The sequence below is a fragment of the Thioalkalivibrio sp. ALE28 genome, from assembly GCF_000377425.1.
GTDB lineage: Bacteria > Pseudomonadota > Gammaproteobacteria > Ectothiorhodospirales > Ectothiorhodospiraceae > Thioalkalivibrio.
This window is the reverse complement of the sequence record NZ_KB898098.1, coordinates 12,533-36,666: the sequence shown is the minus strand read 5'-3', so window position 1 is coordinate 36,666 and position 24,134 is coordinate 12,533. Positions and strand designations below refer to the sequence as shown.

At 68.6% G+C, this 24,134-nt stretch carries 21 protein-coding genes; 17 read left to right on the top strand and 4 right to left on the bottom strand.

The window, feature by feature from the left end:
• Positions 1-107 precede the first annotated feature (107 nt).
• Complete coding sequence (locus D105_RS0107275; protein WP_018878013.1) at positions 108-539, top strand: YbhB/YbcL family Raf kinase inhibitor-like protein; 432 nt, start codon at positions 108-110, stop codon at positions 537-539.
• 24 nt (positions 540-563) lie between these two features.
• Positions 564-2,108 (top strand): BCCT family transporter, encoded by a 1,545-nt coding sequence (locus D105_RS0107270; protein ID WP_018878012.1) that lies wholly within the window; start codon positions 564-566, stop codon positions 2,106-2,108.
• 7 nt (positions 2,109-2,115) lie between these two features.
• Here D105_RS0107270 and D105_RS0107265 read toward each other — a convergent pair whose 3' ends face one another.
• The 3 genes from D105_RS0107265 to D105_RS0107255 are packed head-to-tail and all read right to left on the bottom strand — an operon-like array spanning position 2,116 to position 3,969.
• Entirely contained in the window at positions 2,116-2,460 is a 345-nt protein-coding gene (locus D105_RS0107265; protein ID WP_018872340.1) for a hypothetical protein, read from the bottom strand.
• A gap of 25 nt (positions 2,461-2,485) precedes the next feature.
• Complete coding sequence (locus D105_RS0107260) at positions 2,486-2,815, bottom strand: hypothetical protein (RefSeq protein WP_018866395.1); 330 nt, start codon at positions 2,813-2,815, stop codon at positions 2,486-2,488.
• Positions 2,816-2,844: 29 nt separating this feature from the next.
• Positions 2,845-3,969: a transporter substrate-binding domain-containing protein gene (locus D105_RS0107255; protein ID WP_018878011.1), complete on the bottom strand. Its 1,125-nt coding sequence runs from the start codon at positions 3,967-3,969 to the stop codon at positions 2,845-2,847.
• 354 nt (positions 3,970-4,323) lie between these two features.
• Here D105_RS0107255 and D105_RS0107250 point away from each other — a divergent pair, with 354 nt between their 5' ends.
• From D105_RS0107250 to D105_RS0107225, 6 genes are all read left to right on the top strand, one after another.
• The gene (locus D105_RS0107250) at positions 4,324-5,565 is read left to right on the top strand and encodes a methyltransferase domain-containing protein (RefSeq protein WP_018878010.1); all 1,242 of its coding nucleotides are present in this window, start codon (positions 4,324-4,326) and stop codon (positions 5,563-5,565) included.
• Entirely contained in the window at positions 5,562-6,317 is a 756-nt protein-coding gene (locus D105_RS0107245; RefSeq protein WP_018866398.1) for a DUF429 domain-containing protein, read from the top strand. The genes D105_RS0107250 and D105_RS0107245 overlap by 4 nt, the downstream gene beginning before the upstream one ends.
• Positions 6,318-6,377: 60 nt before the next feature.
• Positions 6,378-8,711, top strand: a complete 2,334-nt coding sequence (locus D105_RS0107240; protein ID WP_038032825.1) for a DNA translocase FtsK — start codon at positions 6,378-6,380, stop codon at positions 8,709-8,711.
• A 135-nt stretch (positions 8,712-8,846) separates the two neighbouring features.
• Entirely contained in the window at positions 8,847-9,506 is a 660-nt protein-coding gene (gene lolA / locus D105_RS0107235) for an outer membrane lipoprotein chaperone LolA (RefSeq protein ID WP_026279212.1), read from the top strand.
• 400 nt (positions 9,507-9,906) lie between these two features.
• Positions 9,907-11,289, top strand: coding sequence for a replication-associated recombination protein A (locus tag D105_RS0107230; RefSeq protein WP_018878008.1), 1,383 nt, complete (start codon positions 9,907-9,909; stop codon positions 11,287-11,289).
• 5 nt (positions 11,290-11,294) lie between these two features.
• The gene (locus D105_RS0107225; protein ID WP_018878007.1) at positions 11,295-12,071 is read left to right on the top strand and encodes a TVP38/TMEM64 family protein; all 777 of its coding nucleotides are present in this window, start codon (positions 11,295-11,297) and stop codon (positions 12,069-12,071) included.
• On the opposite strand, the gene D105_RS0107220 is transcribed toward D105_RS0107225, so the two are convergent.
• Positions 12,006-12,563: a TMEM165/GDT1 family protein gene (locus D105_RS0107220; protein ID WP_018878006.1), complete on the bottom strand. Its 558-nt coding sequence runs from the start codon at positions 12,561-12,563 to the stop codon at positions 12,006-12,008. The two genes, D105_RS0107225 and D105_RS0107220, sit on opposite strands and share 66 nt — an antisense overlap.
• 303 nt (positions 12,564-12,866) lie before the next feature.
• Here D105_RS0107220 and D105_RS0107215 point away from each other — a divergent pair, with 303 nt between their 5' ends.
• The 9 genes from D105_RS0107215 (at position 12,867) to D105_RS0107175 (ending at position 24,133) form a co-directional block, all read left to right on the top strand.
• Positions 12,867-13,109 carry a hypothetical protein gene (locus tag D105_RS0107215; protein ID WP_026280441.1) on the top strand — a complete coding sequence of 81 codons (243 nt, stop codon included), beginning with the start codon at positions 12,867-12,869 and terminating at the stop codon, positions 13,107-13,109.
• A gap of 90 nt (positions 13,110-13,199) precedes the next feature.
• Positions 13,200-13,556, top strand: coding sequence for a DsrE family protein (locus tag D105_RS0107210; RefSeq protein ID WP_017941855.1), 357 nt, complete (start codon positions 13,200-13,202; stop codon positions 13,554-13,556).
• A gap of 127 nt (positions 13,557-13,683) precedes the next feature.
• Positions 13,684-14,997, top strand: a complete 1,314-nt coding sequence (locus D105_RS0107205) for a nitrate regulatory protein (RefSeq protein ID WP_018878004.1) — start codon at positions 13,684-13,686, stop codon at positions 14,995-14,997.
• A 480-nt stretch (positions 14,998-15,477) separates the two neighbouring features.
• Positions 15,478-16,782 carry a CmpA/NrtA family ABC transporter substrate-binding protein gene (locus D105_RS0107200; RefSeq protein WP_018878003.1) on the top strand — a complete coding sequence of 435 codons (1,305 nt, stop codon included), beginning with the start codon at positions 15,478-15,480 and terminating at the stop codon, positions 16,780-16,782.
• Positions 16,783-16,830: 48 nt separating this feature from the next.
• The gene (ntrB, locus tag D105_RS0107195) at positions 16,831-17,766 is read left to right on the top strand and encodes a nitrate ABC transporter permease (protein WP_018878002.1); all 936 of its coding nucleotides are present in this window, start codon (positions 16,831-16,833) and stop codon (positions 17,764-17,766) included.
• A 26-nt stretch (positions 17,767-17,792) separates the two neighbouring features.
• Positions 17,793-18,593, top strand: coding sequence for an ABC transporter ATP-binding protein (locus D105_RS0107190; protein ID WP_018878001.1), 801 nt, complete (start codon positions 17,793-17,795; stop codon positions 18,591-18,593).
• Positions 18,593-21,073 (top strand): nitrite reductase large subunit NirB, encoded by a 2,481-nt coding sequence (nirB, locus tag D105_RS0107185; RefSeq protein WP_018878000.1) that lies wholly within the window; start codon positions 18,593-18,595, stop codon positions 21,071-21,073. The genes D105_RS0107190 and nirB overlap by 1 nt, the downstream gene beginning before the upstream one ends.
• On the top strand, positions 21,070-21,441 hold the full coding sequence (nirD, locus tag D105_RS0107180; RefSeq protein ID WP_018877999.1) for a nitrite reductase small subunit NirD: 372 nt from the start codon (positions 21,070-21,072) through the stop codon (positions 21,439-21,441). The genes nirB and nirD overlap by 4 nt, the downstream gene beginning before the upstream one ends.
• Position 21,442: 1 nt before the next feature.
• Positions 21,443-24,133, top strand: a complete 2,691-nt coding sequence (locus tag D105_RS0107175; protein ID WP_018877998.1) for a nitrate reductase — start codon at positions 21,443-21,445, stop codon at positions 24,131-24,133.
• Position 24,134 lies beyond the last annotated feature (1 nt).

Here is a 24,134-nt window from a genome sequence, read left to right as displayed (position 1 = left end):
ACGCACGGCTTGACCCGCCCTCGGCCGCGGGCGAGCCTGTAATCGGGTCATGGAGGAGGATGCGGGCCATGCGATTGAGCAGTCCGGCGTTTGCTGACGGAGAACGGATGCCGGTCGAGGTCTCGGCGCGGGATGCCAACGAGCTGCCGCAACTGGAGATCCGCGAGGTGCCGGCGGGCGCGCGCAGCCTCGCGCTGATCCTGGAGGACCTGGATTCGCCGCTGGGGGAGGTCACTCACTGGCTGGTCTGGAACCTGCCGCCGGATACGCATTGCGTGGATGCCCTGCACCTGCCCCGCGAGGGGCGCGTGGGGATGGATGCCTTCGGCAAGGTTGGCTATCTCGGCCCGGTACCGCCGGAGGGCTGTCATCACTACCGCTTCCGCCTGCTGGCGCTGGATGCCGAGCTGGAGCTGGAGGCGGGGGCGACCCGCAGCCAGTTCGATGCCGTGGCCGAGGGGCACGTGCTGGACGAGGCGGATCTCACCGGGGCGCTGTGCTCCGCCGACGAGGGCACGGATCCCGATGCGCCGGGCTGATCCGGCCCGCGGGGAGGCCGCGGCATGAGCCACTATCGCCCGGAGGCCTTCTTCGCCACGGTGAACCCGACGGTGTTCACCGCCTCCGCGATCATGGTGGTGGTGTTCGTCGCCTTCGGGGTGATCTTCCCGTCCACGGCCAGCGAGGTGTTCGCCAGCATCCACGGCTTCATCACCGAGTATCTCGGCTGGGGCTACCTGCTGGTGGTGACCTTTTTCCTCGGCTTTTTGATCTGGCTGGGTTTCAGCCGCTATGGCGTGATCCGGCTGGGGCAGCCGGACGACCGGCCGGAGTTCGGCTTTGCCGCCTGGTTCGCGATGCTGTTCTCCGCCGGTATGGGGATTGGCCTCGTGTTCTGGAGTGTGGCCGAGCCGATCCTGCACTACCAGCACCCGCCGACCGGCGATGGCGAGACCGACGCGGCCGCACGCCAGGCGATGGTCTACACCTTCTTCCACTGGGGCCTGCATGCCTGGGCGGTGTACGTGGTGCTGGGGCTGTCGGTCGCCTATTTCAGCTTCCGGCACCGCCTGCCGCTGACCATCCGCTCGATCTTCTACCCGCTGCTGGGGGATCGCATCTACGGCCCGATCGGGCATGTGATCGACATCCTCGCGGTGTTCGGCACCCTGTTCGGGCTGGCGACTTCGCTGGGTTTCGGGGCGATGCAGCTCAATACCGGGCTCAACGTGCTGGTCGACATGCCGGTCTCGCACTGGTGGCAGGTGGGCATCATTACCGCGATCACCGCGGTGGCGGTGCTGTCGGTGATCTCCGGGCTGGATCGCGGGCTGAAGTGGGTCAGCGTGTTCAACCTGGTGCTGGCGATCAGCTTCATGCTGTTCGTGCTGATCGCCGGGCCCACATTGTTCATCCTGCGCTTCTTCCTCGACTCCACCGGTGGTTATCTGCAGCAGATCATCCAGCTCAGCCTGCACACCGACGCCATCGGCGGTTCGCAGTGGCAGAAGGACTGGACCATGTTCTACTGGGCGTGGTGGATCGCCTGGTCGCCGTTCGTCGGCATCTTCATCGCGCGCATCTCGCGCGGGCGCACCATCCGCGAGTTCATCGTCGGCGTGCTCGCCCTGCCCAGCCTGTTCGTGTTCGCCTGGATGGCGATCTTCGGCGGCACTGCATTGCACATGGAGCTGTTCGACGACGGCGCGGGCATCGCCGCGGCGGTCGCCGAGGACACCACCGTGGCCCTGTACGCGACCCTCGCGCAGCTGCCCTGGACCACGATCGCCTCCGGCGTGGCGACCCTGCTGATCGCGACCTACTTCATCACCTCGTCGGCCTCCGGCACCTACGTGGTGGATGCACTGATCTCGCGCGGTTCGAAGCACTCGCCGAAGCGCCAGCGGGTGATCTGGGGGATTACCGAGGGGGCGGTGGCCGCGACGCTGCTGATCGTCGGCGGCGAGCGCGCGCTGGACAGCCTGCAGACCGGCTCCCTGACCGCCGGGCTGCCAGTGGCAATCATCCTGGTCTTCTGCTGCTTCAGCCTGCTGCGCGCGCTGGGCCGCGAGTACCGGGTCGAGGGCGTGGAGCCGCCCTGGCGTTGAGCCGCGTTCAGTGTTTCCCGAGCGTCTTGCGCAGGTGCTCGATCTGTTCCGGCTTGATGCCGGCGATGTCCTTGATCGGCAGGGTCACGGCAAACCCGTTGCCCAGTCGGCTCAGTTCCAGTTCCGCGTCCAGGTGGTCCAGCATGCGCCGGGCAAGGCTGGACTCCAGCACCATCAGCAGCACCTTGCGGCCGGAGGTGTCCTTCAGGTCCATGACCGGGTTGCGCCGTAGCTGGGCGATGCCCTGGGCATCCAGTAGGGTCAGGCCGGCGGCCCCGTCGCGCTGAACGATCTCGATCGCGCGGTCGGCCAGGCTGCGCGGGATGACGGCGGCGAGCAGAACGAATTGCATGGCAGAGTCTCCGTATCCGGGGGCGTCAGGGCGTGGTGGTCAGGTGGCCGACGAACTCCATGCCCTGAAGGGCGTTCACGTCCAGGGTGAAGGCAAGCCCGTTGTAGGGCTGGAACAGGTCGAGCTCCAGGTTCAGGCGCTGCGCAATGCGTTCGGCGCGCGCGGTATCCAGCTGCCAGATGCAGACCGACTCGTTGCCCTGGTAGGTCACGCCGAGAAAGGTCATGTGCTCGGGGAAACCGAGGCCCGAACCCTGGATCACCGCCCCGTCCGCGCCGCCTTCCTCGGCGGCGATGGCCAGGGCCTGCTCCTCGCGGTTCTGGTCGACGATCGCGATCAGAAAGGTCTCCTCCATGATGCTGCCCCCCCCCGTGACGGGTTCCGTCAGTTGCCGAGATAGCGCCGCAGCACGCGCTGCCATTCGTCGGATTCCAGAATCTCGAGGATAGCGACGTTCATCGGCGCGCGCAGTGGCGACCCCTGGGGCAGGGCCAGGGCATAGTCCTGGCGCAGAAACTCGACCGGCAGGACCTCCAGTTGCCCCGCAAAGTGCTCGCGGACCTGATAGCGCAGCAGCGGAGCGTCGTAGACCATGGCGTCGGCGCGGCCCTCGGCGACTGCGCCCAGTGCGGTGGCGAGGTCCGCATGGTCGCGGTAGGCAAAGCCCTGGTCGTCCAGCCAGGCGGCGGCACTGGAGCCGCCGATGGTGGCGATGCGCTGGCCCTCCAGGTCGGAGACATTCTGGATGCCGGTGTCCAGCGAACTGACCGTCAGCGTGGTCGCAATGGCGGCGGTGAAGGTGGAGACCAGAATCAGCGCCGCGAACATCCAGACCAGCGCAATCGCGCGGCCGGGCAGCGTGCGCGGGGCCTTGTCGCCATAGCCCACCGTGGTCATGGTCACGGCGGCCCACCAGAACGCGGAGCCGAGCCCTTGTGCGGCACTGCCGCCGAACTCGTCAGCGTTGCGCCGGCGTTCGAACAGCCACAGCAGCGCACCCACCAGCAGGAGCAGGCCGGAGAGCGCGAGGATGACCATCAGGAAGGGTACGGAGATGAACGCGCGCAGGGCCCCGGCGACCGGGTTGCCCTGCTGGGGTACGGCAATCGACAGCCCGGTGCTGTAGTACGGATGGGTGAAGTCGACCCGTTCGGCGCGTTCGGCGGTCGCGGTGAGGGCCGCGACCGAGATATCGATACGGTCATCCCCCAGGCCCTCGATGAGTCCCTCGAGGCTGGTCGCCCGGTAGTCGGAGTCCAGTTCCATGCGTTCGGCGACCCGCTCCCACAGTTCGATGGCGATGCCGGAAGGAGCGGCGCCCGGCTCCTCCGGCGCAATCACGAACGGTGGCACGAAGCGCGTCCCCACGCGCAGGGTCGAATCGGCGCCGATGCCGCGGGCCCCATCCCCCTCGGCCTGAGCGGACGGCAGGGTCAGCAACGTGGCGAACACGAACACTGCGCCGGCCAGCAGCGACACAAACGAGGGCGAGCAGAGGGTGCGGGGCATGCGGACATCCGGTGGGGGCTTGCCCGTACCATAACCGGAAGATCGACAACGAGGCAGTCTAGGGAAACACTGATCCATGTACACACTCGCGCTCGAGTCGCTTTTGCGTGCGAACAAGGCGCGGTGACTGCCGTGCAGTCATTCTGCACAAGGGAACCGCAACGCCGTGCGCGCACAAAAGCGGCCGAGCCCCTTGGGGTTGGCGCCCCAGGTTCCCCGATCCTGCGTTGCGGCCCTTGCCGGTAGAACCACTACCGGCTGCGCACCGCGCCTGGTCTCGGAAAACCTGGGGTGCCAACGCGAGTGTGTACATGGATCCGTGTTTCCCTTGGGAATTGCTCCGGGAGGGTGTTCATGCGGGATCCATTCGCCGATCCGAACAACAGTGAAGCGCGACCGACGCAGGGAATGGCGGTGGATGTCGGCTTCACGCTGGACTGGGTGAGTGCCGAGGCCCGTCACCGGGAGTGTCTGTTCCTGCCGTGGCTGGAGCCGCAACGAGACCGCTGGCCGGGCGATCTCGGGGCCGCCCTGCGCGGGTGGGGCGCGGGGGCGGCGCACGAGGCCTCCCGCGAGGCCACCGCGGCCCTGGTTCCGCAAGAGGAGCCCGACCGCGTGCTGGAGCTCCCGGCGTCGGCATTCAACCGGGACCTGCGCCGGCATCGCCGGGTGGAGCCCCATGCGGGGCGTTTCTACCCGCGTGCGTTCCTTGCCGGTCATGCGGGGATCGAGGCCGGGGATCGCGAGCTGTTCCGGATCGGGGCGCTGGAGGGTGATCACCTGGTGGCGGATCGGAATCATCCGCTGGCCGGGCACGAGCTGCGGCTGCAGGCGCGGGTCATGGCGCGCCACGAGTCTGGGCGTGACGACGAGCGGACGGTAGATGTCGCCCGGCTGCTGACGGCCCGCGGGCCGGGCATGCAGTGCCGCTGGCGTGGACGGCCGACCGACTTCTGGGCCGACGGGGCGCTGGGGCGCGAGGACCCGGAGTCCGATGCGGTGTTCTATGCCGAGCCGCGCCGGGTGCACCACCTGGACGCGACCGCGCGGGCCGAGATCGCCGCGCTGTATGCCGCCTGCATCCCGCCAGGCGCGAGGGTGCTTGACCTGATGAGCAGTTGGGAGTCCCACCTGGACAGGGTCGAGGCGCCGGAAGCCGTGATCGGGCTGGGCATGAACGCCGAGGAGCTGGCGGACAACCCCCGGCTGACGTCATCCCTCGTGCACGACCTGAACCTCCGTCCGGAACTGCCATATGCGGCGGCGAGCTTCGATGCCGTGGTCTGTACCGCGTCGGTCGAGTATCTGACGCAGCCCGAGGCGGTGTTCCGCGCGGTACGCGAGGTGCTGCGCCCGGACGGGGTGTTCATGGTCACGTTCTCCGATCGCTGCTTTCCGACCAAGGCGATCGCGGCCTGGGAGCCGCTGTACGACTTCGAGCGCATGGGGCTGGTCCTGGACGTCTTTCTGCGCGCCGGCTTCGTGGATCTGTCGACCTTCTCCCTGCGTGGGCTGCCGAGACCCCCGGACGACCCGTATGCCGGGCGACTGGAGCATGCCGATCCGGTGTTCGCGGTCTGGGGCCGGCGGCCGTGAGCGGCACCGTCCGCATCATCGGGGTCGATTGTGCGACCCAGCCACGCAAGACGGGCCTGGCTCTGGCCCGCTGGTCCGGCGGGGTTCTGCGTCTGGAGGCGGCACGGCGCGCATCCCCGACTGAACCGCCCGCCGCGATCCTGGGCGGCTGGATGGATACGCCGGAACCCGTTCTGCTGTGCCTGGATGCGCCGCTTGGCTGGCCATCGAGCCTGGCAAGCGAGCTGGCCGGGCACCAGGCCGGGGCGGGCATCGCGGCGCACGCCGATGCAATGTTCCACCGTCATACGGACCGGGTGATCCGGGAGCGCCTGGGCAAGCGACCACTGGAGGTTGGAGCGAACTTCATCGCGCGTACCGCGCTGGCGGCGGTCAACCTGTTGCAGGCCCTGCGCGACCACAGCGGGCAGTCGCTTCCGCTGCCCAGGGTGGCCGGGCCGATTGCCGATTCGACCGCGATCGAGGTGTATCCGGCCGCCTTGCGCAAGGTCCGAGGCTGGGAGACTCGGGTCGACGTCCGAGCCCGGCTGCCGGGGTCCTTCGAGGTGCCCGTGCCGGACCTGGACGATGTCACTGACGATGTGGTGGATGCCGTGCTGTGCGTGCTCGCCGGGGCCGATTTTCTGGACGGGCAGGCGGTGGCGCCGACGGCAGACGAGGCCGCGATCGCCGCGCGCGAGGGATGGATCTGGTCCGCCGACCCGGAACCGGTTCGCAGCCCGGGCCGGGCGCGCCCACGAACGCCGGTTTAACCGGTAAACTGCGCGATGATTCGAGTTGCCCGCGGCGCGGGCCTGACCAGTGGGGAGTGCATGGCCGCAAGCAAGGCCAAGACCGGGGGCAAGGGCAAGAAGACGGCGGAGCCGACGGCCCCGCCGAGCCTGAGCGGGCAGCTGCTGCGCGGGCTGCGCGAGGGCGCGCTGCTGATCTTCGGCATGCTGGCGCTCTATCTGCTGGTGGCGCTGGCCAGCTATCACCCGGGTGATGCGGCGTGGTCGACCACCGGCGACGGCGAGGGCCTGCGCAATCTCGGCGGTACCACAGGAGCCTGGTTCGCGGATATCGCCTTCCACCTGCTCGGCTATCTGGCCTACCTGATCCCGCTGGCGGTCGCCGGTATTGGCTGGTGGCTGTTCCGGCATCGCCGCGAGGCGCAGATTGCCAGCCCGATGGAGCTGACCGTGCGGGGCCTGGCGCTGATCGTGGCGCTGATCGCCGGGTCGGCGCTGGCCGCGCTGCACCTGATGCCGGGCGGCATGCCGGTGCATGCCGGCGGCATCCTGGGCGATCTGTTCGGTGGCTGGGCGGTCGCCGGGTTGAGCCTGGTGGGTGGCACGCTGGTCCTGCTGGCGCTGTTCCTCGCGGGGGTGACCTTGTTCACCGGGTTGTCCTGGTTTCTGCTGATGGACCGTCTTGGCCAGCTGGCCGTGCGCGGTTGGGAGCGGACCCGCGCGGCGATCGACTCCGCCCGTGACCGGCGCATTGGCGCCCGCGAACGCGCCGAGCGCGAGACCCGCGTGGAAAAGGAACGCAAGCGCACCGAGAAGCGGCCGCCCTCGCGGGTAGAGCCGCGCATCGAGACGCCGCCGCCCAGCCCGCGCGTGCAGAAGGAGAAGCAGGTTCCGCTGTTCACCGAGGGCAGCGGGGCCGATCCGAACCCGCCGCTGTCGCTGCTGGACGAGCCGCCACCGCCGCCCGAAGGTTTTTCGGAGGAGTCGCTGCAGGCGCTGTCGCGGCTGGTCGAGCTGAAGCTGAAGGATTTCGGCGTGGAGGTCGAGGTGGTCGCGGTGCAGCCGGGCCCCGTGATTACGCGCTTCGAACTGCAACCGGCCGCCGGGGTCAAGGCCTCGCGTATCTCCGGGCTGTCCACCGACCTGGCGCGTTCGCTGTCGGTGATGGCGGTGCGCATCGTCGAGGTGATCCCGGGCAAGTCCACGGTGGGCCTGGAGATCCCGAACGAGAATCGCGAGATCGTGGCGCTCTCCGAGATCCTGCGCTCCGACCTGTTCGACTCGAACAAGTCGCCGCTGACCATGGCGCTGGGCAAGGATATCGGCGGTGCCCCGGTGATGGCGGATCTGGCGAAGATGCCGCACCTGCTGGTGGCCGGGACGACTGGTTCCGGCAAATCGGTGGGCGTGAACGCCATGCTGCTGTCGCTGCTGTACAAGGCGACTCCGGACGAGGTCCGGCTGATCCTGATCGACCCGAAGATGCTGGAGCTGTCCGTGTACGAGGGCATCCCGCATCTGCTGTGCGAGGTCGTGACCGACATGAAGGACGCCTCCAACGCCCTGCGTTGGGCGGTGGCGGAGATGGAGCGGCGCTACAAGCTGATGTCGGCAATGGGCGTGCGCAACATCGGCGGCTACAACAAGAAGGTGCGTGATGCCCAGGCCGCCGGCGAGCCCCTGAAGGATCCGCTGTTCAAGCCCGAGGAAGCGATTACCGAGACCGAGGCGCCGGAACTGGAGCCGCTGCCGTTTATCGTCATCGTGGTCGACGAGTTTGCCGATATGATCATGGTGGTCGGCAAGAAGGTCGAGGAGTTGATCGCGCGCCTGGCGCAGAAGGCCCGCGCCGCCGGTATCCACCTGATCCTGGCGACCCAGCGTCCGTCGGTGGACGTCATCACCGGCTTGATCAAGGCGAATATCCCGACCCGCATCGCCTTCCAGGTGTCCTCGCGGGTGGATTCGCGCACCATCCTCGACCAGATGGGGGCCGAGCACCTGCTGGGCCACGGCGACATGCTCTACCTGCCGCCGGGCAAGGCGATGCCGGAGCGCGTGCATGGTGCCTTCGTCGGGGATAACGAGGTACATCAGGTGGTCGAGTACCTGAAGTCCACCGGCGAGCCGGACTACAACGAGTCGATCCTCGAGGAGCCCGAGGCGGGGGCGGCCAGCATCCCTGGGCTGGAGTCGCCCGAGGGGGGCGAGAGCGAGTCGGATCCGCTGTATGATCAGGCGGTTCAGGTAGTGATCGAGTCACGCAAGGCCTCGATCTCGTTCGTCCAGCGGCGCCTCAAGATCGGCTACAACCGCGCTGCGCGCATGGTCGAGGACATGGAGGCCGCCGGCCTGGTCAGCCCCGTCCAGTCGAATGGTAACCGTGAGGTCCTGGTGCCCGGGCCGAACGACTGAGCACCTTGAACCCCGGCGCAGCGACAGGGTCCATGTTCCCGATCGGTGACGTGGTGCGCCATCCCCGAACGATACATTCACGCCCGGTTAAGCGACCGGGCGCAGGATGAGGTCAACCATCCTTCCGGAGCTTGCATGAACGTTCGTCTTCTTCCCCGCTTGCTGGTGGCCGTGGTCGTCTCGACCGTGCTGTTCGCCGGCGCCGTGCAGGCGGCTGACCGCACGCCCGCCGCGGATGCCCGCGCCGCGCTGGATCGCTTTGTCGACGGGCTGGAGAGCTTCTCCGCCGTGTTCACCCAGACGGTGCGCGACGACACGGGGTACGTGCTGCAGGAGTCCGACGGGCGCATGCAGCTGGGCATGCCCAACCGCCTGCACTGGGAGGTGACCGAGCCGTTCCCGCAGACCATCGTCTCCGACGGCCAGGACCTGTGGATGTACGACCCGGACCTGTCGCAGGCCACGGTGCGCCCGCTGGGCGATGCCTTCGATGCGACCCCGATCGCCGCGATCACTCAGCCGGAGCGCCTCGACGAACACTTCCGCATGTCATTGCAGCCGGTGCCGGATGGTGACGCCCTGCGCCTGGTGCTGGTGCCGCGCAACGAGCAGGCCGACTTCACCAGCCTGGACCTGGACTTGACCGCGGAGGGGGATCTCACCCGCATGGCCTTCCGCGACATCTTCGGCCAGGAGACCGTTATCCGCTTCCACGAGACCGAGCGCAACGCCGACCTCGACCCGGCCATCTTCACCTTCGACCCACCCTCCGGCACCGACATCTACCGCCCGTAACCAAGCCCGCGCCCTGTTATTCACCACGAAGCGCACGAAGGCACGAAGAAGGTCAAGGGCTTTTGCAGGAGGGTGGGTAGACTGCAAGGAGGGCGCAGGAACTGTGGCGCTTTGGCCTGAATGCCGACGGCCCGGGCTACGTGACGACGTTGGTGTAATCCCGACCACCCCGCAACGCCGAACCATCCGTCATGGTGTGTCTGGACGGACGCCCTGCGCGCTGTCATTCCGGCCGGAGCGTTCGTACATCCTCTTTGCTGTGGAGTTTGCAACGCCAACAACAGCTCTTCTCCGTGTTCTCTGTGCCCTCCGTGGTGCAATCCGGCCTTGACCTTCTTCGTGCCTTCGTGCGCTTCGTGGTGAAAAAAGGGTTTTCGCCCGAAGGGTTACAATCTCCGTTATGAGCGATTCCCCCGAAGGCGATCTGTTCGGTCCGGATCCGGACATGGCTTCGCCCGAACCCGAACCGGAGCCGCCCCCGGCTGGCCCCGACCCGACCGCGCCGCTGGCCGAACGCATGCGTCCGGCGCGGCTGGACGAGATGGTCGGCCAGGATCACCTGGTCGGTCCGGATGCCGCCCTGCGCCAGGCGATCGAGCAGGGCCAGACCCCCTCCATGATCCTGTGGGGCCCGCCCGGCTGCGGCAAGACCACGCTGGCGCGGCTGGTGGCGGCGGCCGGCGCCCAGCGACTGGTGACGCTGTCCGCCGTACTGGCCGGGGTGAAGGACGTTCGTGCGGTTGTGGAGTCCGCGAAGGCGCGCCGGCGCAATGGGGTCGGCACGCTGTTGTTCATCGACGAGATCCATCGCTTCAACAAGGGCCAGCAGGATGCGCTGCTGCCGCATATCGAGGACGGCACGCTGACCTTCGTGGGCGCGACCACGGAGAATCCGTCGTTCGCCCTGAACAGCGCGTTGCTGTCGCGGGCGCGGGTTTACCGCATGGAGGCGGTGGGGGCGGAAGCGGTCGAGTCCCTGATCGAGCGCGCCCTGGAGGATCCGGAGCGGGGCCTGGGCGGCCGCGGCCTGACACTGGATGCGGAGGAACGCCAGCGCCTGGCGCGGGCCGCGGACGGGGATGCCCGGCGTGCCCTGAACTGGCTGGAGACCGCCTCCGACCTGGCCCGCGACGGGGCGATTACCGGAGACGCCCTGCGCGCGGTCATGGGCGCGCAGTCCCTGGCCTTCGACCGCCAGGGCGATGCCTTCTACGACCAGATCTCTGCCCTGCACAAGTCGGTGCGCGGTTCCGACCCCAACGCGGCGGTGTACTGGCTGACCCGCATGCTGGATGCCGGCTGCGATCCGGACTACCTGGGCCGGCGGCTGCTGCGCATGGCCTACGAGGACATCGGCCTGGCCGCAGTCGGGCTGGGCGCGCGGGTGCTCGCGGCCTGGCAGACCCTGGAACGCCTGGGCCGGCCGGAAGGTGACTTGGCGCTGGTGCAGGCGGTGATCGAACTGGCCGCCGCACCCAAGAGCAACAGTGCCTACGTTGCGCTGAACCAGGCGCGCGCGGCGATCCGCGAGACCGGGAGCCCGGGCGTGCCGCTGCATCTGCGCAACGCGCCGACCGAGCTGATGCGCGCGGAAGGTTTCGGGGCCGGGTACCGCTACGATCACGACGAGCCCGATGGCTTCGCCCGTGGGCAGGTCTACCTGCCGGAGGGTCTGGAAGACGCGCGCTTCTACAGCCCGCGCCGGGACGGCACCGAGCGCGCGCTGGCGGAGCGCCTGGACCGTCTGCGCGACGCGGGTGGAAACCCCGGCGGGGAGGGCTGACCGGGTTGCGCATCCGGCATCACAAGCGGTGGCTGACGGTGGCGGCGATCCTGTTCGGCGTGTCGCTGGCGTGGATCCTGCTGACCACCGAGTGGCCGAGCCTTGGCTTCCCGCTGGGCGAGGTGGAGGCCTGGCTGCGGGGCTGGGGTGCGGGTGCCTATCTGGTGTTCGTGCTCGCCTTCATGCTGCTGGCCCTGTTCCCGCTGCCCAGTACCTTCTGGATCCTGCTGGGCGGGGCCCTGTTCGGCCCCTTCACCGGCGCCGCCCTCAGCCTGCTGGCAGCGACCCTGGCGGCGGTCATTGCCTTCCTGCTGGCGCGTACCTGGCTGCAGCCCTGGCTGGCCCCGCGCATGGGGCCGCGCAGCACGCGGCTGCGGGCGGATGTAGAGGCCGAGGGCTGGCGGGTTGTGGCCCTGACCCGTCTGGTGCCGGTGTTTCCGTTCGCGCCGACGAACTACGCCTTGGGACTGGTTCGGCTGCCGCTGCCGGTCTTCGCGCTGACGACCATGGTCGCCCTGATCCCCAGCCTGTTCGCCTATGCCTGGCTGGGGCACGCCACCCGGCAGATGGCCAGTGGCGCCGACAGCGGGGTACAGCTGGGTCTGGCCCTGCTCGCGGTGCTGGCGCTGTTGCTGTTGCTGCCGCGCCTGGTGCGCCGCATCTGGCTGGGCCAGAAGACACTGCACACCGAGGCGCCGCTGACCTCAGTATCTTCCTCAGACCCAGGCGAGCAGGACCCCGATGCCCAGGGCGAGGAACAGCAGGGCGGCGAGCGCGCGTAACAGCCGCAGGGGCAGGTGGCAGGCGAAGCGCTGGCCCAGCCACACTACCGGGGCATTCGCGAGCACCATGCCGATGGTCGAGCCGATCACGACCAGGATCAGGCTGTCGAAGGTCGCGGCCAGCGCGCCGGTGGCGACCTGGGTCTTGTCGCCCATCTCGACCAGGAAGAACAGCACCGTGGTGGTCCAGAACACGCCGTGTTTCGACGCGGCCGGCAGCTCGTCCTCGCCATCCGGGACCAGTACCCAGGCGGCCATCACGATGAACCCGATCCCCAGACCCCAGCGCAGCCAGTCCTCCGGGATGCTGGCGCCGATCCACACGCCCGCCAGCGCGGCCAGGAAGTGGTTGGCCAGCGTGGCCACCACGATGCCCCAGATGATGGGCCAGGTCTGCTGGTAGCGGCAGAACAGGAGCAGGGCGAGGAGCTGGGTCTTGTCGCCCATCTCGGCGATGGCGACGATGACGGTAGAGACGAGCAGGGCTTCCATGACGGTCTTCCGGGCCGGGTGGGTGGGCAAGACACGTGACATCGCACCACCCACCCGGCCACGGATCGGGGCGCCATGCCACAGGTCTCGCGGGGCCCGGTGCCGCATCGGCGGCGGGGCTGTCTGCACCACGGTCCTCCGGGCGGAGGATCGAATCTGTTGATGCAGACCCCGGTGAGGCCAGGCCACCCGGGTCGCTACTCCCCTGAAGCTGACCGGATTCTAGTCATCCCGGTCCGCGCGGGCAAGGACGATCGCGGCTCCGGGCTGCGCCGCTGACGAGGCTTGGGTAGCATGCGCGCGATGAAACGCTTCCTTTACTGGGTCGATCGGGCCCCCCTTTGGCTGTTCGCACTGCTGGTTGCGACCGTCGGCCTGGCCCCCTGGACCCCCGAGCCGCATGTTGCGGAGAAACTGCGCTGGCTGTTCGCCGGTGAGCTGACGCGGCTACCGGACATTCTTGACCTGGTCCTCCACGCCACACCGTGGCTGTTGATGGCCTTCAAGCTCTACCGCAACAGCGTCACGGCCCGCGGCACCCCCTGACCCGAGTGTTTCCCCGCCGCTTGTGGGAAATCGACGCCGCGATCACCGGCCGCTACCGTTTTCGCACCTTTTCAACCCCGGGAGACTCCCATGCGCTTTATTGTTGCCGTCACCGCCGGTACCGACGACCCGACCCGCGCCACGCTTGGCATGATCGCCGCCAATGTGGCCAAGCAGCAGGGCCACGATGTGACCGTCTGGCTGCAGGGCGAGGCCGTGAACATCGCCAACCGCAACGTGTACGACAAGATCGTTGGCCACAACATGCCGGCAATGAAGGACATCGTGGATTCGCTGGTGAGTGAAGGCGTCCCGTTCTGGGCCTGCGAGGCCTGCGCCAAGGGTCGCGACGTCGGCGAGCACAACTTCCTGCCGAACGCCGAGATGGCCGGCATGGGCCACTACGTCCAGGCCGTCGCCGAGTTCGACCGCTCCATGAGCTTCTGATCGGCCGTGCCGTTCCGCGGGCGGGGCGTGATGCCCCGCCCGTTTTTGTTTGTACCCCCGCTGTCAGTCGGTCGAACTGGCACATCGCATGCTTGTTTGTTCCGGGAGTGATTCACGGACGACGAGCATGACCCAGAACACATCCCCGAATTCTTCCCTCGAAGAGTCCATTGGCGATTTCCTGGTCGCCTCGCGCAAGTGCGAGGTGGTGAGCCTGGAGCGCCTGCTGGAGGCGGTGCAGCTGGTCGGGCGCATCCGCGCGCTGGTGCATGCCCTGCAGCGCGAGCGCGGGGCCTCCAGCCTCTGGATCGGGTCCGGCGGCCAGCGCTATACCCGCGAACTGGAGCAGTACCGGGCCGAATCGGACGCCGCCGCGGCCGCGTTCCGCGAGCACCTGGATGGCTGGCTGGCCCCGGACGCCTGCGCCCATGGCCGCAGTCGGCTGCTGGGGCGCATGGCGCTGGCGCTGCATGGCCTGTCCGGCCTGGGCAGCCTGCGCGAGGAGGTCCTGGAGCTGACCCTGAGCCCGATGGACTCGACCCGCGGCTTCAGCGAGCTGATTCGCGCCCTGATGGCCCTGGTGTTCGAGGCTGCGGATTCGGCGACCGATCCCGAGGTCTCGCGGGCCCTGGTGGCCCTGCTGAACTTCATGCAGGGCAAGGAACTGGCAGGGCAGGAGCGCGCGATCGGGGCCGCCGGGTTTGGCGCCGCGAACTTCGAGCCCGAACTGCGCCAGGCGCTGGTCCATCGGATCGATGCCCAGGAACGGGCGTTCCGCATCTTCTCCGAGTTCGCGGCACCGGCGGCCTGTGCCGCCTGGCGCGAGCTGCAGACGGCGGCCTTCGCCGCCGACATCGAGCGTCTGCGCCGCCGGGCCTGTACCGAGGCCTCCGGGCACCACGACCCCGCCCGGGCCGAGGAATGGTTTGCCTGTACCACCGCGCGCATCGACGCGATGAAGGAGATCGAGGATCTGCTGGAGATGCACCTGAACGAGTGCTGCTCGGCACGCATCACGGCGGATCGCGCGGACCTCGGCGCGGTGCGTGACCGGGTCGCGCAACTCGCCGAGTCGGAACTGCGCGACAGCGTCCCGTATGCGGTGTTCTTCGGCGCGCCGGAGGGCCTGGAGCCCGCGCAGGAGGAGGGCGATGCCGCACTCAACGTACCGATCGTCGGACACTCGGTGATGGACTTGGTGCAGCGCCAGGCGGCCCGGCTGCAGTCGGTGGAGGATGAACTGCATGCGGCACGCCAGGCCCTGGCCGAGCGCAAGACCATCGAGCGTGCCAAGGCGCTGCTGATCCAGCACCGCGGCCTCAGCGAGGACCAGGCCTACAAGCTCCTGCGCCAGACGGCGATGAACCAGAACCGGCGCCTGGCCGAGGTCGCCGAGGCGACCGTCGCGATGTCCGACCTGCTGGGCAAGGGCGGCCTGTAGCTAATACGCGGGGAAAGGGATTCCGCCCCTGTGGGAGCGGGCTTGCCCGCGAAGCCCCTGCCAGTGTCCGCGACTGGCAGGGGCTTCGCCGCCAGGGCGGCTCCTACAGGTTGTGCACCAGCGCGGTTCATCTGCACCGCAAGCGCGCCCCAGTATGGTGCCTTGCGGATCGTCTCCCGGACGCCGGGTTTTCCGAAAGCGTTCGACTCCATACGGCGAACCATCCGATTTTCCCGCGCCATGGCGCGATTGTTTCTGGCGGGGTCGATTAGCAACGGCTAATTGGCATACCTCCTGCAGGAGTATGGGCAAGACGAGCCAATGGCGGTTCGTCGCCTGACAACAGGGAGACCCGGTGACCGGGTCCTCCCACGGGACTGGACAAAGGCGTCCATCACCCGGCTGCACAAGCGGCCGGGCTGATGCGACGCCTTTTTTCGTTTTTGGGATGTGTTTGCTGACAAGGGGAGTGAATCCGCAATGACCGATCATACGAATGACACGAAAAAGACCTCCGGCCTGTCGCGCCGGCGTTTCCTGGGCGGTATGGCCGCCGGGATCGGGGCGACCGCGCTGGGCGTTTCCGGGGCCGCGCCGTGGGGCTATGCGAAGGCCGGCAACGGCAAGCCGGAGACCACCGAGGCGAAGCTGGGCTTCATCGCGCTGACCGATGCCGCGCCGCTGTTCATCGCGTTGGAGAAAGGCTTCTTTGCCGCTCACGGCATGCCCGACGTGCAGGTGCTGAAGCAGTCCTCCTGGGGCACGGTGCGCGACAACCTGGAACTGGGCTCGCGCCGCGGCGGTATCGACGGCTCGCACATCCTGACGCCGATGCCCTACCTGATCCACCGCCGCGGCACGCCGATGACGATCCTCGCGCGGCTGAACCTGGCCGGGCAGTGCATCTCGGTGGGTGACGAGTACGCGGACCTGAAGGTCGGCACCGACACCACCGAGTTCAGGGGCGCGCTGGCGGAGAAGGACGCCGGCGGGGATGACATCCGCGCGGCGATGACCTTCCCGGGCGGGACCCATGACCTGTGGATCCGTTACTGGATGGCCGCCGGCGGGATCGACCCGGATCGCGACATCGCCACCATCGTCGTCCCGCCGGCGCAGATGGTCGCCAACATGCGCGTCGGCTCCATGGACACCTTCTGTGTCTGCGAGCCCTGGAACATGCAGCTGATCAACCAGGGCATCGGCTACACCGCGAACACCACCGGCGAGCTCTGGCACAACCACCCGGAAAAGGCGCTGGGGATGCGCGCGGACTGGGTGGAAGCCAATCCGAATGCGGCCCGCGCCCTGACCATGGCGGTGATGGAGGCGCAGATGTACTGCGAGGATCCGGCGAACAAGGAAGAGGTCGCCGAGATCTGTTCGCGCCGGCGCTACATCCACGCCCCGTACGCCGACATCATCGATCGCATGCAGGGGAACTTCGACTACGGCACCGGCCGCGTGGTCGAGGACCACCCCGACCAGATGCGCTACTGGAAGGACCAGGCCTCCTATCCCTTCAAAAGCCACGACCTGTGGTTCCTCACCGAGGACATCCGCTGGGGTTACCTGCCGCCGGATATCGACATGCAGGCCCTGGTAGACGAGGTCAACCGCGAGGACATCTGGCGCGAGGCGGCCGCCTCGCTCGGCATCGATTCGGCCGACATCCCCGAATCCACCTCGCGCGGCCAGGAAACGTTCTTCGACGGCAAGGTCTTCGACCCGGAAGACCCGCAGGCCTACCTCGACAGCCTGGAGATCAAGGCGATCGCGTCCTGACGCGGTGGCCCGCCGACACCTGCACAGACGATTCAAGAGGATTCGATGATGAGTGCCATTCTCGATCGCAACATGACCTTCGGCGCCGGGCGCGAACGCCCGGCGGCCGCGGAGACCTCCACGGCCCCGGTGGCCCGCTCGACCCCGCCGTCGGCCCGTTCCGGCGGTGCCCCGCCGCCCGACCCCGGGCTCTGGGGCCGGCGTATGCGTCACGCGGCCACCGTGGTGCTGCCCCCGGTGATCGTGACCGCGATTTTTTTGTTTCTGTGGGAAATGATGACGTCCTCCCAGGGAGCCGTACTGCCCGGCCCGAGTCAGGTGATCTCCGACACCTGGGAACTGATCGTCAATCCGTTCTATGACTACGGCGGCAACGACGTGGGTATGGCCTGGCAGCTGCTCGCCAGCCTGGAACGTGTGGCCTACGGCTACGCCCTGGCGGTGGTCGCCGGGATCGGTCTCGGCGTGCTGGTCGGCCAGTCCACCTGGGCGATGCGCGGGCTGGACCCGCTGTTCCAGGTGCTGCGCACTGTACCGCCGTTGGCCTGGCTGCCGATCTCCCTGGCTGCCTTCCAGGCCAGCAACCCGTCGGCCATCTTCGTGATCTTCATCACCGCGATCTGGCCGATCATCATCAACACCTCGGTCGGCATCCGGAACATCTCGCAGGACTACGTGAACGTGGCCCGCGTGCTGCGTCTGAACGGCTTCGAGTACTTCACCAAGATCATGCTCCCGGCCGCCGCGCCGTATGTCTTCTCCGGTCTGCGCATCGGCATCGGCCTCGCCTGGCTGGCGATCGTTGCCGCCGAGATGTTGATCGGCGGGGTCGGCATCGGCTTCTTCATCTGGGATGCCTGGAACGCCTCCATGCTCAGCGACATCGTGCTGGCCCTGGTCTACGTCGGCCTGGTCGGGTTCTTCCTCGACCGTCTGGTCGCGATCGTCGGCAACTGGGTCACCCGCGGCACGCAGGCCGGCTGAGCCGGCCCCCTCAAAGGAGAATCATCATGACCAGCTATCTCTCCATCGAACACGTCCACAAGACCTTTGGCGAAGGCCCGACGGCCAGCGAGGTGCTGCGCGACGTCGACCTGCACGTGGACCGCGGCGAGTTCATCTCCATCATCGGCCACTCCGGCTGCGGCAAGTCGACGGTGCTCAACATCGTCGCCGGGCTGCTGGAGACCAGCACCGGCGCGGTGATCCTGGATGGCAAGGAGGTCAGCAAGCCGGGTCCGGATCGCAGTGTCGTGTTCCAGAACCACTCCCTGCTGCCCTGGCTGACCGTGCGCGACAACGTGGCGCTGGCGGTGGACAAGACCTTCAAGGGCACCAAGTCCGCCGCCGAACGCCGCGAGTGGATCCTGCAGACGCTGGATATGGTCGGCATGAGCCACGCGCTGGACAAGCGCCCGGACGAGATCTCCGGCGGCATGAAGCAGCGCGTGGGCATCGCCCGGGCGCTGGCGATGGAGCCCAAGGTCCTGCTGATGGATGAACCCTTCGGCGCGCTGGATGCGCTGACCCGGGCGCACCTGCAGGACGAGGTGATGCGCATCCAGTCGGAGCTGGGCAACACCGTGCTGATGGTCACTCACGACGTGGACGAGGCGGTGCTGCTGTCCGACCGCATCGTGATGATGACCAACGGCCCGGCCGCGACCATCGGCGAGATCCTGGAGATCGACCTGCCGAAGCCGCGCGAGCGCCTGGCGATGGCCGACAACGCGCAGTACAACCACTACCGGGCCGAGGTGTTGCGCTTTCTCCACGAGCGCCACAAGAACCCCGAGTCGGAGGCCGCGTGATGGATACCGCGAACAACAGGCCGCGGCTGGTCCTGATCGGCAACGGCATGGCCGGAATGCGCACGGTCGAGGAGTTGCTGAAGCTCAAGCCGGACATGTACGACATCACCGTGTTCGGTGCCGAGCCCTGGGGCAACTACAACCGCATCATGCTCTCGCCGGTGCTGGCGTCGGAGAAGACCGTCGACGAGATCATGCTGAACGACGATGCCTGGTATGCCGAGCACGGCATCACCCTGCACAAGGGGAGGCGCATCGAGGGGATCGACCGCGTGAACCGGCGGGTGATCACCGAGGACGGCACCGAGGCGCCCTATGACCGCCTGCTGCTGGCGACCGGATCCGATCCGGTGATGATCCCGGTGCCGGGGCACGAGCTGGAGGGCGTGGTCGCCTTCCGCGACATCCACGACGTGGACGCGATGCTCGCGGCCAGCCGCGCACACCAGCATGCGGTGGTGATCGGCGGCGGCCTGCTGGGCCTGGAGGCCGCCAACGGCCTGATGCGCCAGGGCATGGAGGTCACCGTGGTGCACCTGATGGACCACCTGATGGAGCGCCAGCTGGATGCCGAGGCTGCCGGGATGCTGCGCAGCTCGCTGGAGGAACGCGGCATGCGTTTTCGCATGGCGCACCAGACCGAGGCGATCCTGGGCGAGGACCGCGTCACCGGCGTGCGCTTCACCGACGGCAGCGAGATCGAAGCGGATCTGGTGGTGATGGCGGTGGGCATCCGCCCGAACACCGCGCTGGCCGAGTCCGCCGGGCTGCACTGCGAGCGCGGCGTGGTGGTAAACGACACCCTGCAGACCTATGACCCGTCGATCTACGCGGTCGGCGAGTGCGTGCAGCACCGTGGCGCCACCTACGGCCTGGTCGCGCCGCTGTGGGAGCAGGCGAAGGTCTGCGCCAACCACCTGGCCGAGTACGGCATCGGGCGCTACGAGGGCTCGATGACCTCCACCAAGCTGAAGGTGACCGGGATCGACCTGTTCTCCGCCGGCGACTTCACCGGCGGCGAGACCACCGAGGAGCTGGTGTTCAAGGATGCGGCGCGCGGCGTCTACAAGCGCCTGGTGCTGAAGGACAACCGCATCCAGGGGGCGGTGCTGTACGGCGATACCCTGGACGGCTCCTGGTACTTCCAGCTGATGCGGGACGCCACGCCGGTGGCGGATATCCGCGAGAACCTGCTGTTCGGCCAGGCGCATATCGGCGACTCCGGCCACGGCGACGAGGCCTCGCGCGTGGCGGCGATGCCGGATTCCGCCGAGATCTGCGGCTGCAACGGCGTGTGCAAGGGCGAGATCGTCCAGGCGATCAGCGAGCACAAGCTGTTCACACTGGACGACGTGCGCGCCCACACCAAGGCGTCGAACTCCTGTGGTTCCTGCACCGGGCTGGTGGAGTCCGTGCTCGCCACCACGCTGGGCGGCGACTACTCCGACGCCCCGGCGAAAAAGCCGGTCTGTGCCTGCACCGACCACAGCCACGACGAGGTGCGCGCGGCCATTGCCCGCGACGGCCTGAAGTCGATGGCGGCGGTATTCCAGGCCCTCGACTGGAAGACCCCGAACGGCTGCCATGTCTGCCGCCCGGCGCTCAACTACTACCTGCTGGCGGCCTGGCCGAAGGACTACCAGGACGATGCCCAGTCACGCTTCATCAACGAGCGCGCCCACGGCAACATCCAGAAGGACGGGACCTATTCGGTGGTACCGCGCATCTGGGGCGGGGTAACCACCCCGGCCGAACTGCGCGCGATCGCCGAGGTGGCCGAGCGCTACCAGGTGCCTACGGTCAAGTTTACCGGCGGCCAGCGCATCGATCTTCTCGGGGTGAAGAAGCCCGATCTGCCGGCGATGTGGCGCGATCTTGGCGCGGCCGGGTTCGTCTCCGGCCATGCCTATGGCAAGGCCCTGCGCACGGTGAAGACCTGTGTCGGCTCCGAGTGGTGCCGCTTCGGCACCCAGGACTCGACCGGGCTCGGCATCCAGCTGGAGCGGATGACCTGGGGCTCCTGGACCCCGCACAAGTTCAAGATGGCGGTCTCCGGCTGTCCGCGTAACTGCGCCGAGGCCACGATCAAGGACCTGGGCGTGGTCTGCGTGGACTCGGGCTACGAACTGCATGTGGGCGGCAACGGCGGGGTGAAGGTCCGCGCCACCGACTTCCTCTGCAAGGTGCAGACCGAGGCCGAGGTGCTCGAATACGCCGGGGCCTTCATGCAGTTCTATCGCGAAGACGCGCGCTACCTGGAACGCACCGCCCCGTGGATCGAGCGCGTCGGGCTGACCCGGGTGAAGGAACGCCTGGTGGACGACGCCGAGAACCGCGCCGCGCTGTACGCCCGCTTCCTGGAGTCGCAGGAGGTGGCGCAGGTGGACCCCTGGGCCGAGCGCGCCGCCGGGCATGCGGCGCACGAGTTCATCCCGATCACGCCGGTGGACGCGGCCCCGCGCCAGGGGGTGTCGGCATGAGCTGGCTCGCGATCTGTCCGCTCGCGGACATCCCGTCGCTGGGTGCGCGCGTGGTGGCGGGTCCGAACGGCGACATCGCCGTGTTCCGCACCGCGGATGACCGCGTGTTTGCCCTGCGCGACCAGTGTCCGCACAAGGGCGGGCCGCTGTCACAGGGCATCGTCCATGGCGAGCGCGTGACCTGCCCGCTGCACAACTGGGTGATCGACCTGCCCTCCGGCGCGGCCACCGGGGCCGACCGTGGCTGCACCCATGCCTTCCCGTCCCGCGTAACCGACGGTCAGGTATGGCTGGATCTCTCCGGCGCCACGGCCAACTCCGCGGACGATTCTGGGGCGGCACCGGTCGCCTGCCGCGAGGCGGGCTGAGATGGCCACGGCTGAGTCGGTGACCCGCACGACCTGCCCCTATTGCGGGGTGGGCTGCGGCGTGGAGGTGACCGCGACGCCGGAAGGCGAGTTTCCGGTCGCGGTGCGCGGCGACCTCGCCCATCCGGCGAATGCCGGTCGCCTGTGCTCCAAGGGCGCGGCACTGGCGGAGACCCTCGATGACGAGGGCCGGCTGCTGCACCCGGAGATCGGCGGGCGGCGCGTCGACTGGGAGACCGCGCTGGATCATGTGGCGGACGGCTTTCGCGAGACCATCGCGGCATACGGGCCGGATGCGGTCGCCCTGTACGTCTCCGGGCAGATCCTGACCGAGGACTACTACGTCGCCAACAAGCTGATGAAGGGCTTCGTCGGCTCGGCCAATATCGACACCAACTCCCGGCTCTGCATGTCCACGGCCGTGGCCGCCCATACCCGCGCCTTCGGGGTGGATGGCGTGCCGGGGAGCTATACCGACCTCGAGCAGGCCGATCTGGTCGTGGTGACGGGCTCCAACATGGCCTGGGCCCACCCGGTCCTGTTCCAGCGCCTGCAGGCCGCCCGCGCGGCGCGCCCGGAGATGAAACTGGTGGTGATCGACCCGCGGCGCACGGCCACCGCCCAGGCGGCCGACCTGCACCTGCCGCTGGCGCCGGGCACGGATGCCTGGCTGTTCAATGGCCTGCTGGACCATCTGCGCCGGGAGGATGCGCTGGACCCCGGCTTTCTGGAGCGGCATGTCGACGGCTTTGCCGACGCCCTGGCGGCCGCGCGGGCCTCCAGCCCGTCGATCGCCGCGACCGCCGAGGCCTGCGAACTGGAGCCGGAGGCCGTGGCAACGTTCTTCCAGTGGTTTGCCCGTACCGAACGCACCGTGACCGCCTTCTGCCAGGGCATCAACCAGTCCGACAGCGGCGTGGACAAGGCCGGGACGATTCTCAACGTCCACCTGGCCACCGGCCGCATCGGGCGCCCGGGCATGGGCCCGTTCTCGCTGACCGGCCAGCCGAACGCAATGGGCGGGCGCGAGGTCGGCGGACTGGCCAGCCAGCTGGCCGCACACATGGGCTTCGACGACGCGGCCCTGGACCGGGTCGGACGTTTCTGGGGCGCACCGAACCTCGCGCGCCAGCCGGGGCTTAAGGCGCTGGACCTGTTCCGCGCGGTCGAGTCGGGGCAGGTGAAGGCGGTCTGGATCATCGGCACCAATCCGCTGTTCAGCCTGCCCGAGGCCGCGCGTTTCGAGCAGGCCCTGGCCGAATGCCCGCTGGTCGTGGTCTCCGACTGCGTGCGCGAGACCGAGACCACGCGGGTGGCCGACGTCCTGCTGCCGGCGACCACCTGGGGCGAGAAGGACGGCACGGTAACCAACTCCGAGCGCCGCATCTCGCGCCAGCGCCCGTTCCGGGCGCCCCCGGGCGAGGCCCGCCACGACTGGTGGGCGCTGGCCCGGGTCGCGCAGCGGCTGGGTTTCGCCGACGCCTTTCCCTACACCCGCCCGGGCGAAATATTCCGCGAGCATGCGGCGCTGTCCGCCTTCGAGAACCACGGCACGCGCGACTTCGATATCGGCGCCCTGGCCGGGCTGTCCGACGCCGAGTACGAGGCCCTGGAGCCGGTGCAGTGGCCGCTGCCGGCGGGGAGCCGGACCGGTGCCGAACACCTCTATGCCGATGGCCGTTTCTTTACCGCCAATGGCCGGGCGCGGCTCGCGGCCGTGAGCCCGCAGGCCCCGACCGACCCGGTCGATGCCGACTATCCGCTGCGCCTGAACACCGGCCGCATCCGCGACCAGTGGCACAGCATGACCCGCACCGCCCGCACCCCGCGCCTGAGTGCGCATCAGCCGGAACCGTTCGTGGAGATCCATCCGGTGGATGCCGGGCTGTTCCGGCTCCAGGCGGGCGATCTGGCCGAGGTGACCAGTCGTCACGGACGCCTGCTGGCGCGGGTACAGACCCGCCGCGAGCAGCGCCCGGGCAGCGTGTTCGTGCCCATGCACTGGAGCCGGCCGATCGCGCGGCTCTCCCGGGTCGATGCGCTGGTGCCCGCGCATGTCGACCCGGTCTCCGGCCAGCCGGCGTTCAAGCACACGGCCGTGGCCGTGCGCCCGGCGGCACTGGACTGGCACGGCTTCGTGCTGAGCCGCGAGCCGATCGCCGCACCGGACGCGGACTATGCGGTGACCGCCCGAGGTCCCCGACACCTGCGCACCGAACTGGCTGGGCGCGGCGCACCGCCCACGATGGATGCGTGGCGCGAACGTCTGGACGGGCCGGGGGAATGGCTGGAGTTCGCCGACCCCGCCGGGGGGCGCTACCGCGCCGCGCGGATCCACGAGGGCCGGCTCGCCTGCGTGCTGTTCGCGGGCCCCGACCGGGGCCTGCCCGAGCGCGAGTGGCTGGGTGGCCTGTTCGCGGCCGAGACGATCAGCGATACCGAGCGCATGGCGCTCCTGACCGGGCGACCGCCGAATGGCCAGGCCGCGCGTGGGCGCATGGTCTGCGCCTGCTTCGGCGTGGACGAGACACGCATCCGTACCGCGATCCGCGAGCAGGGGCTGGCCACCTGCGAGGCCGTGGGTGCGGTGCTCGAGGCGGGGACCAACTGCGGCTCCTGCCGATCCGAGATCCAGACCCTGTTGAATGAAGAAACCGAGACGCCCACGGACCCCGTGGCGCGGGAGGGATAAG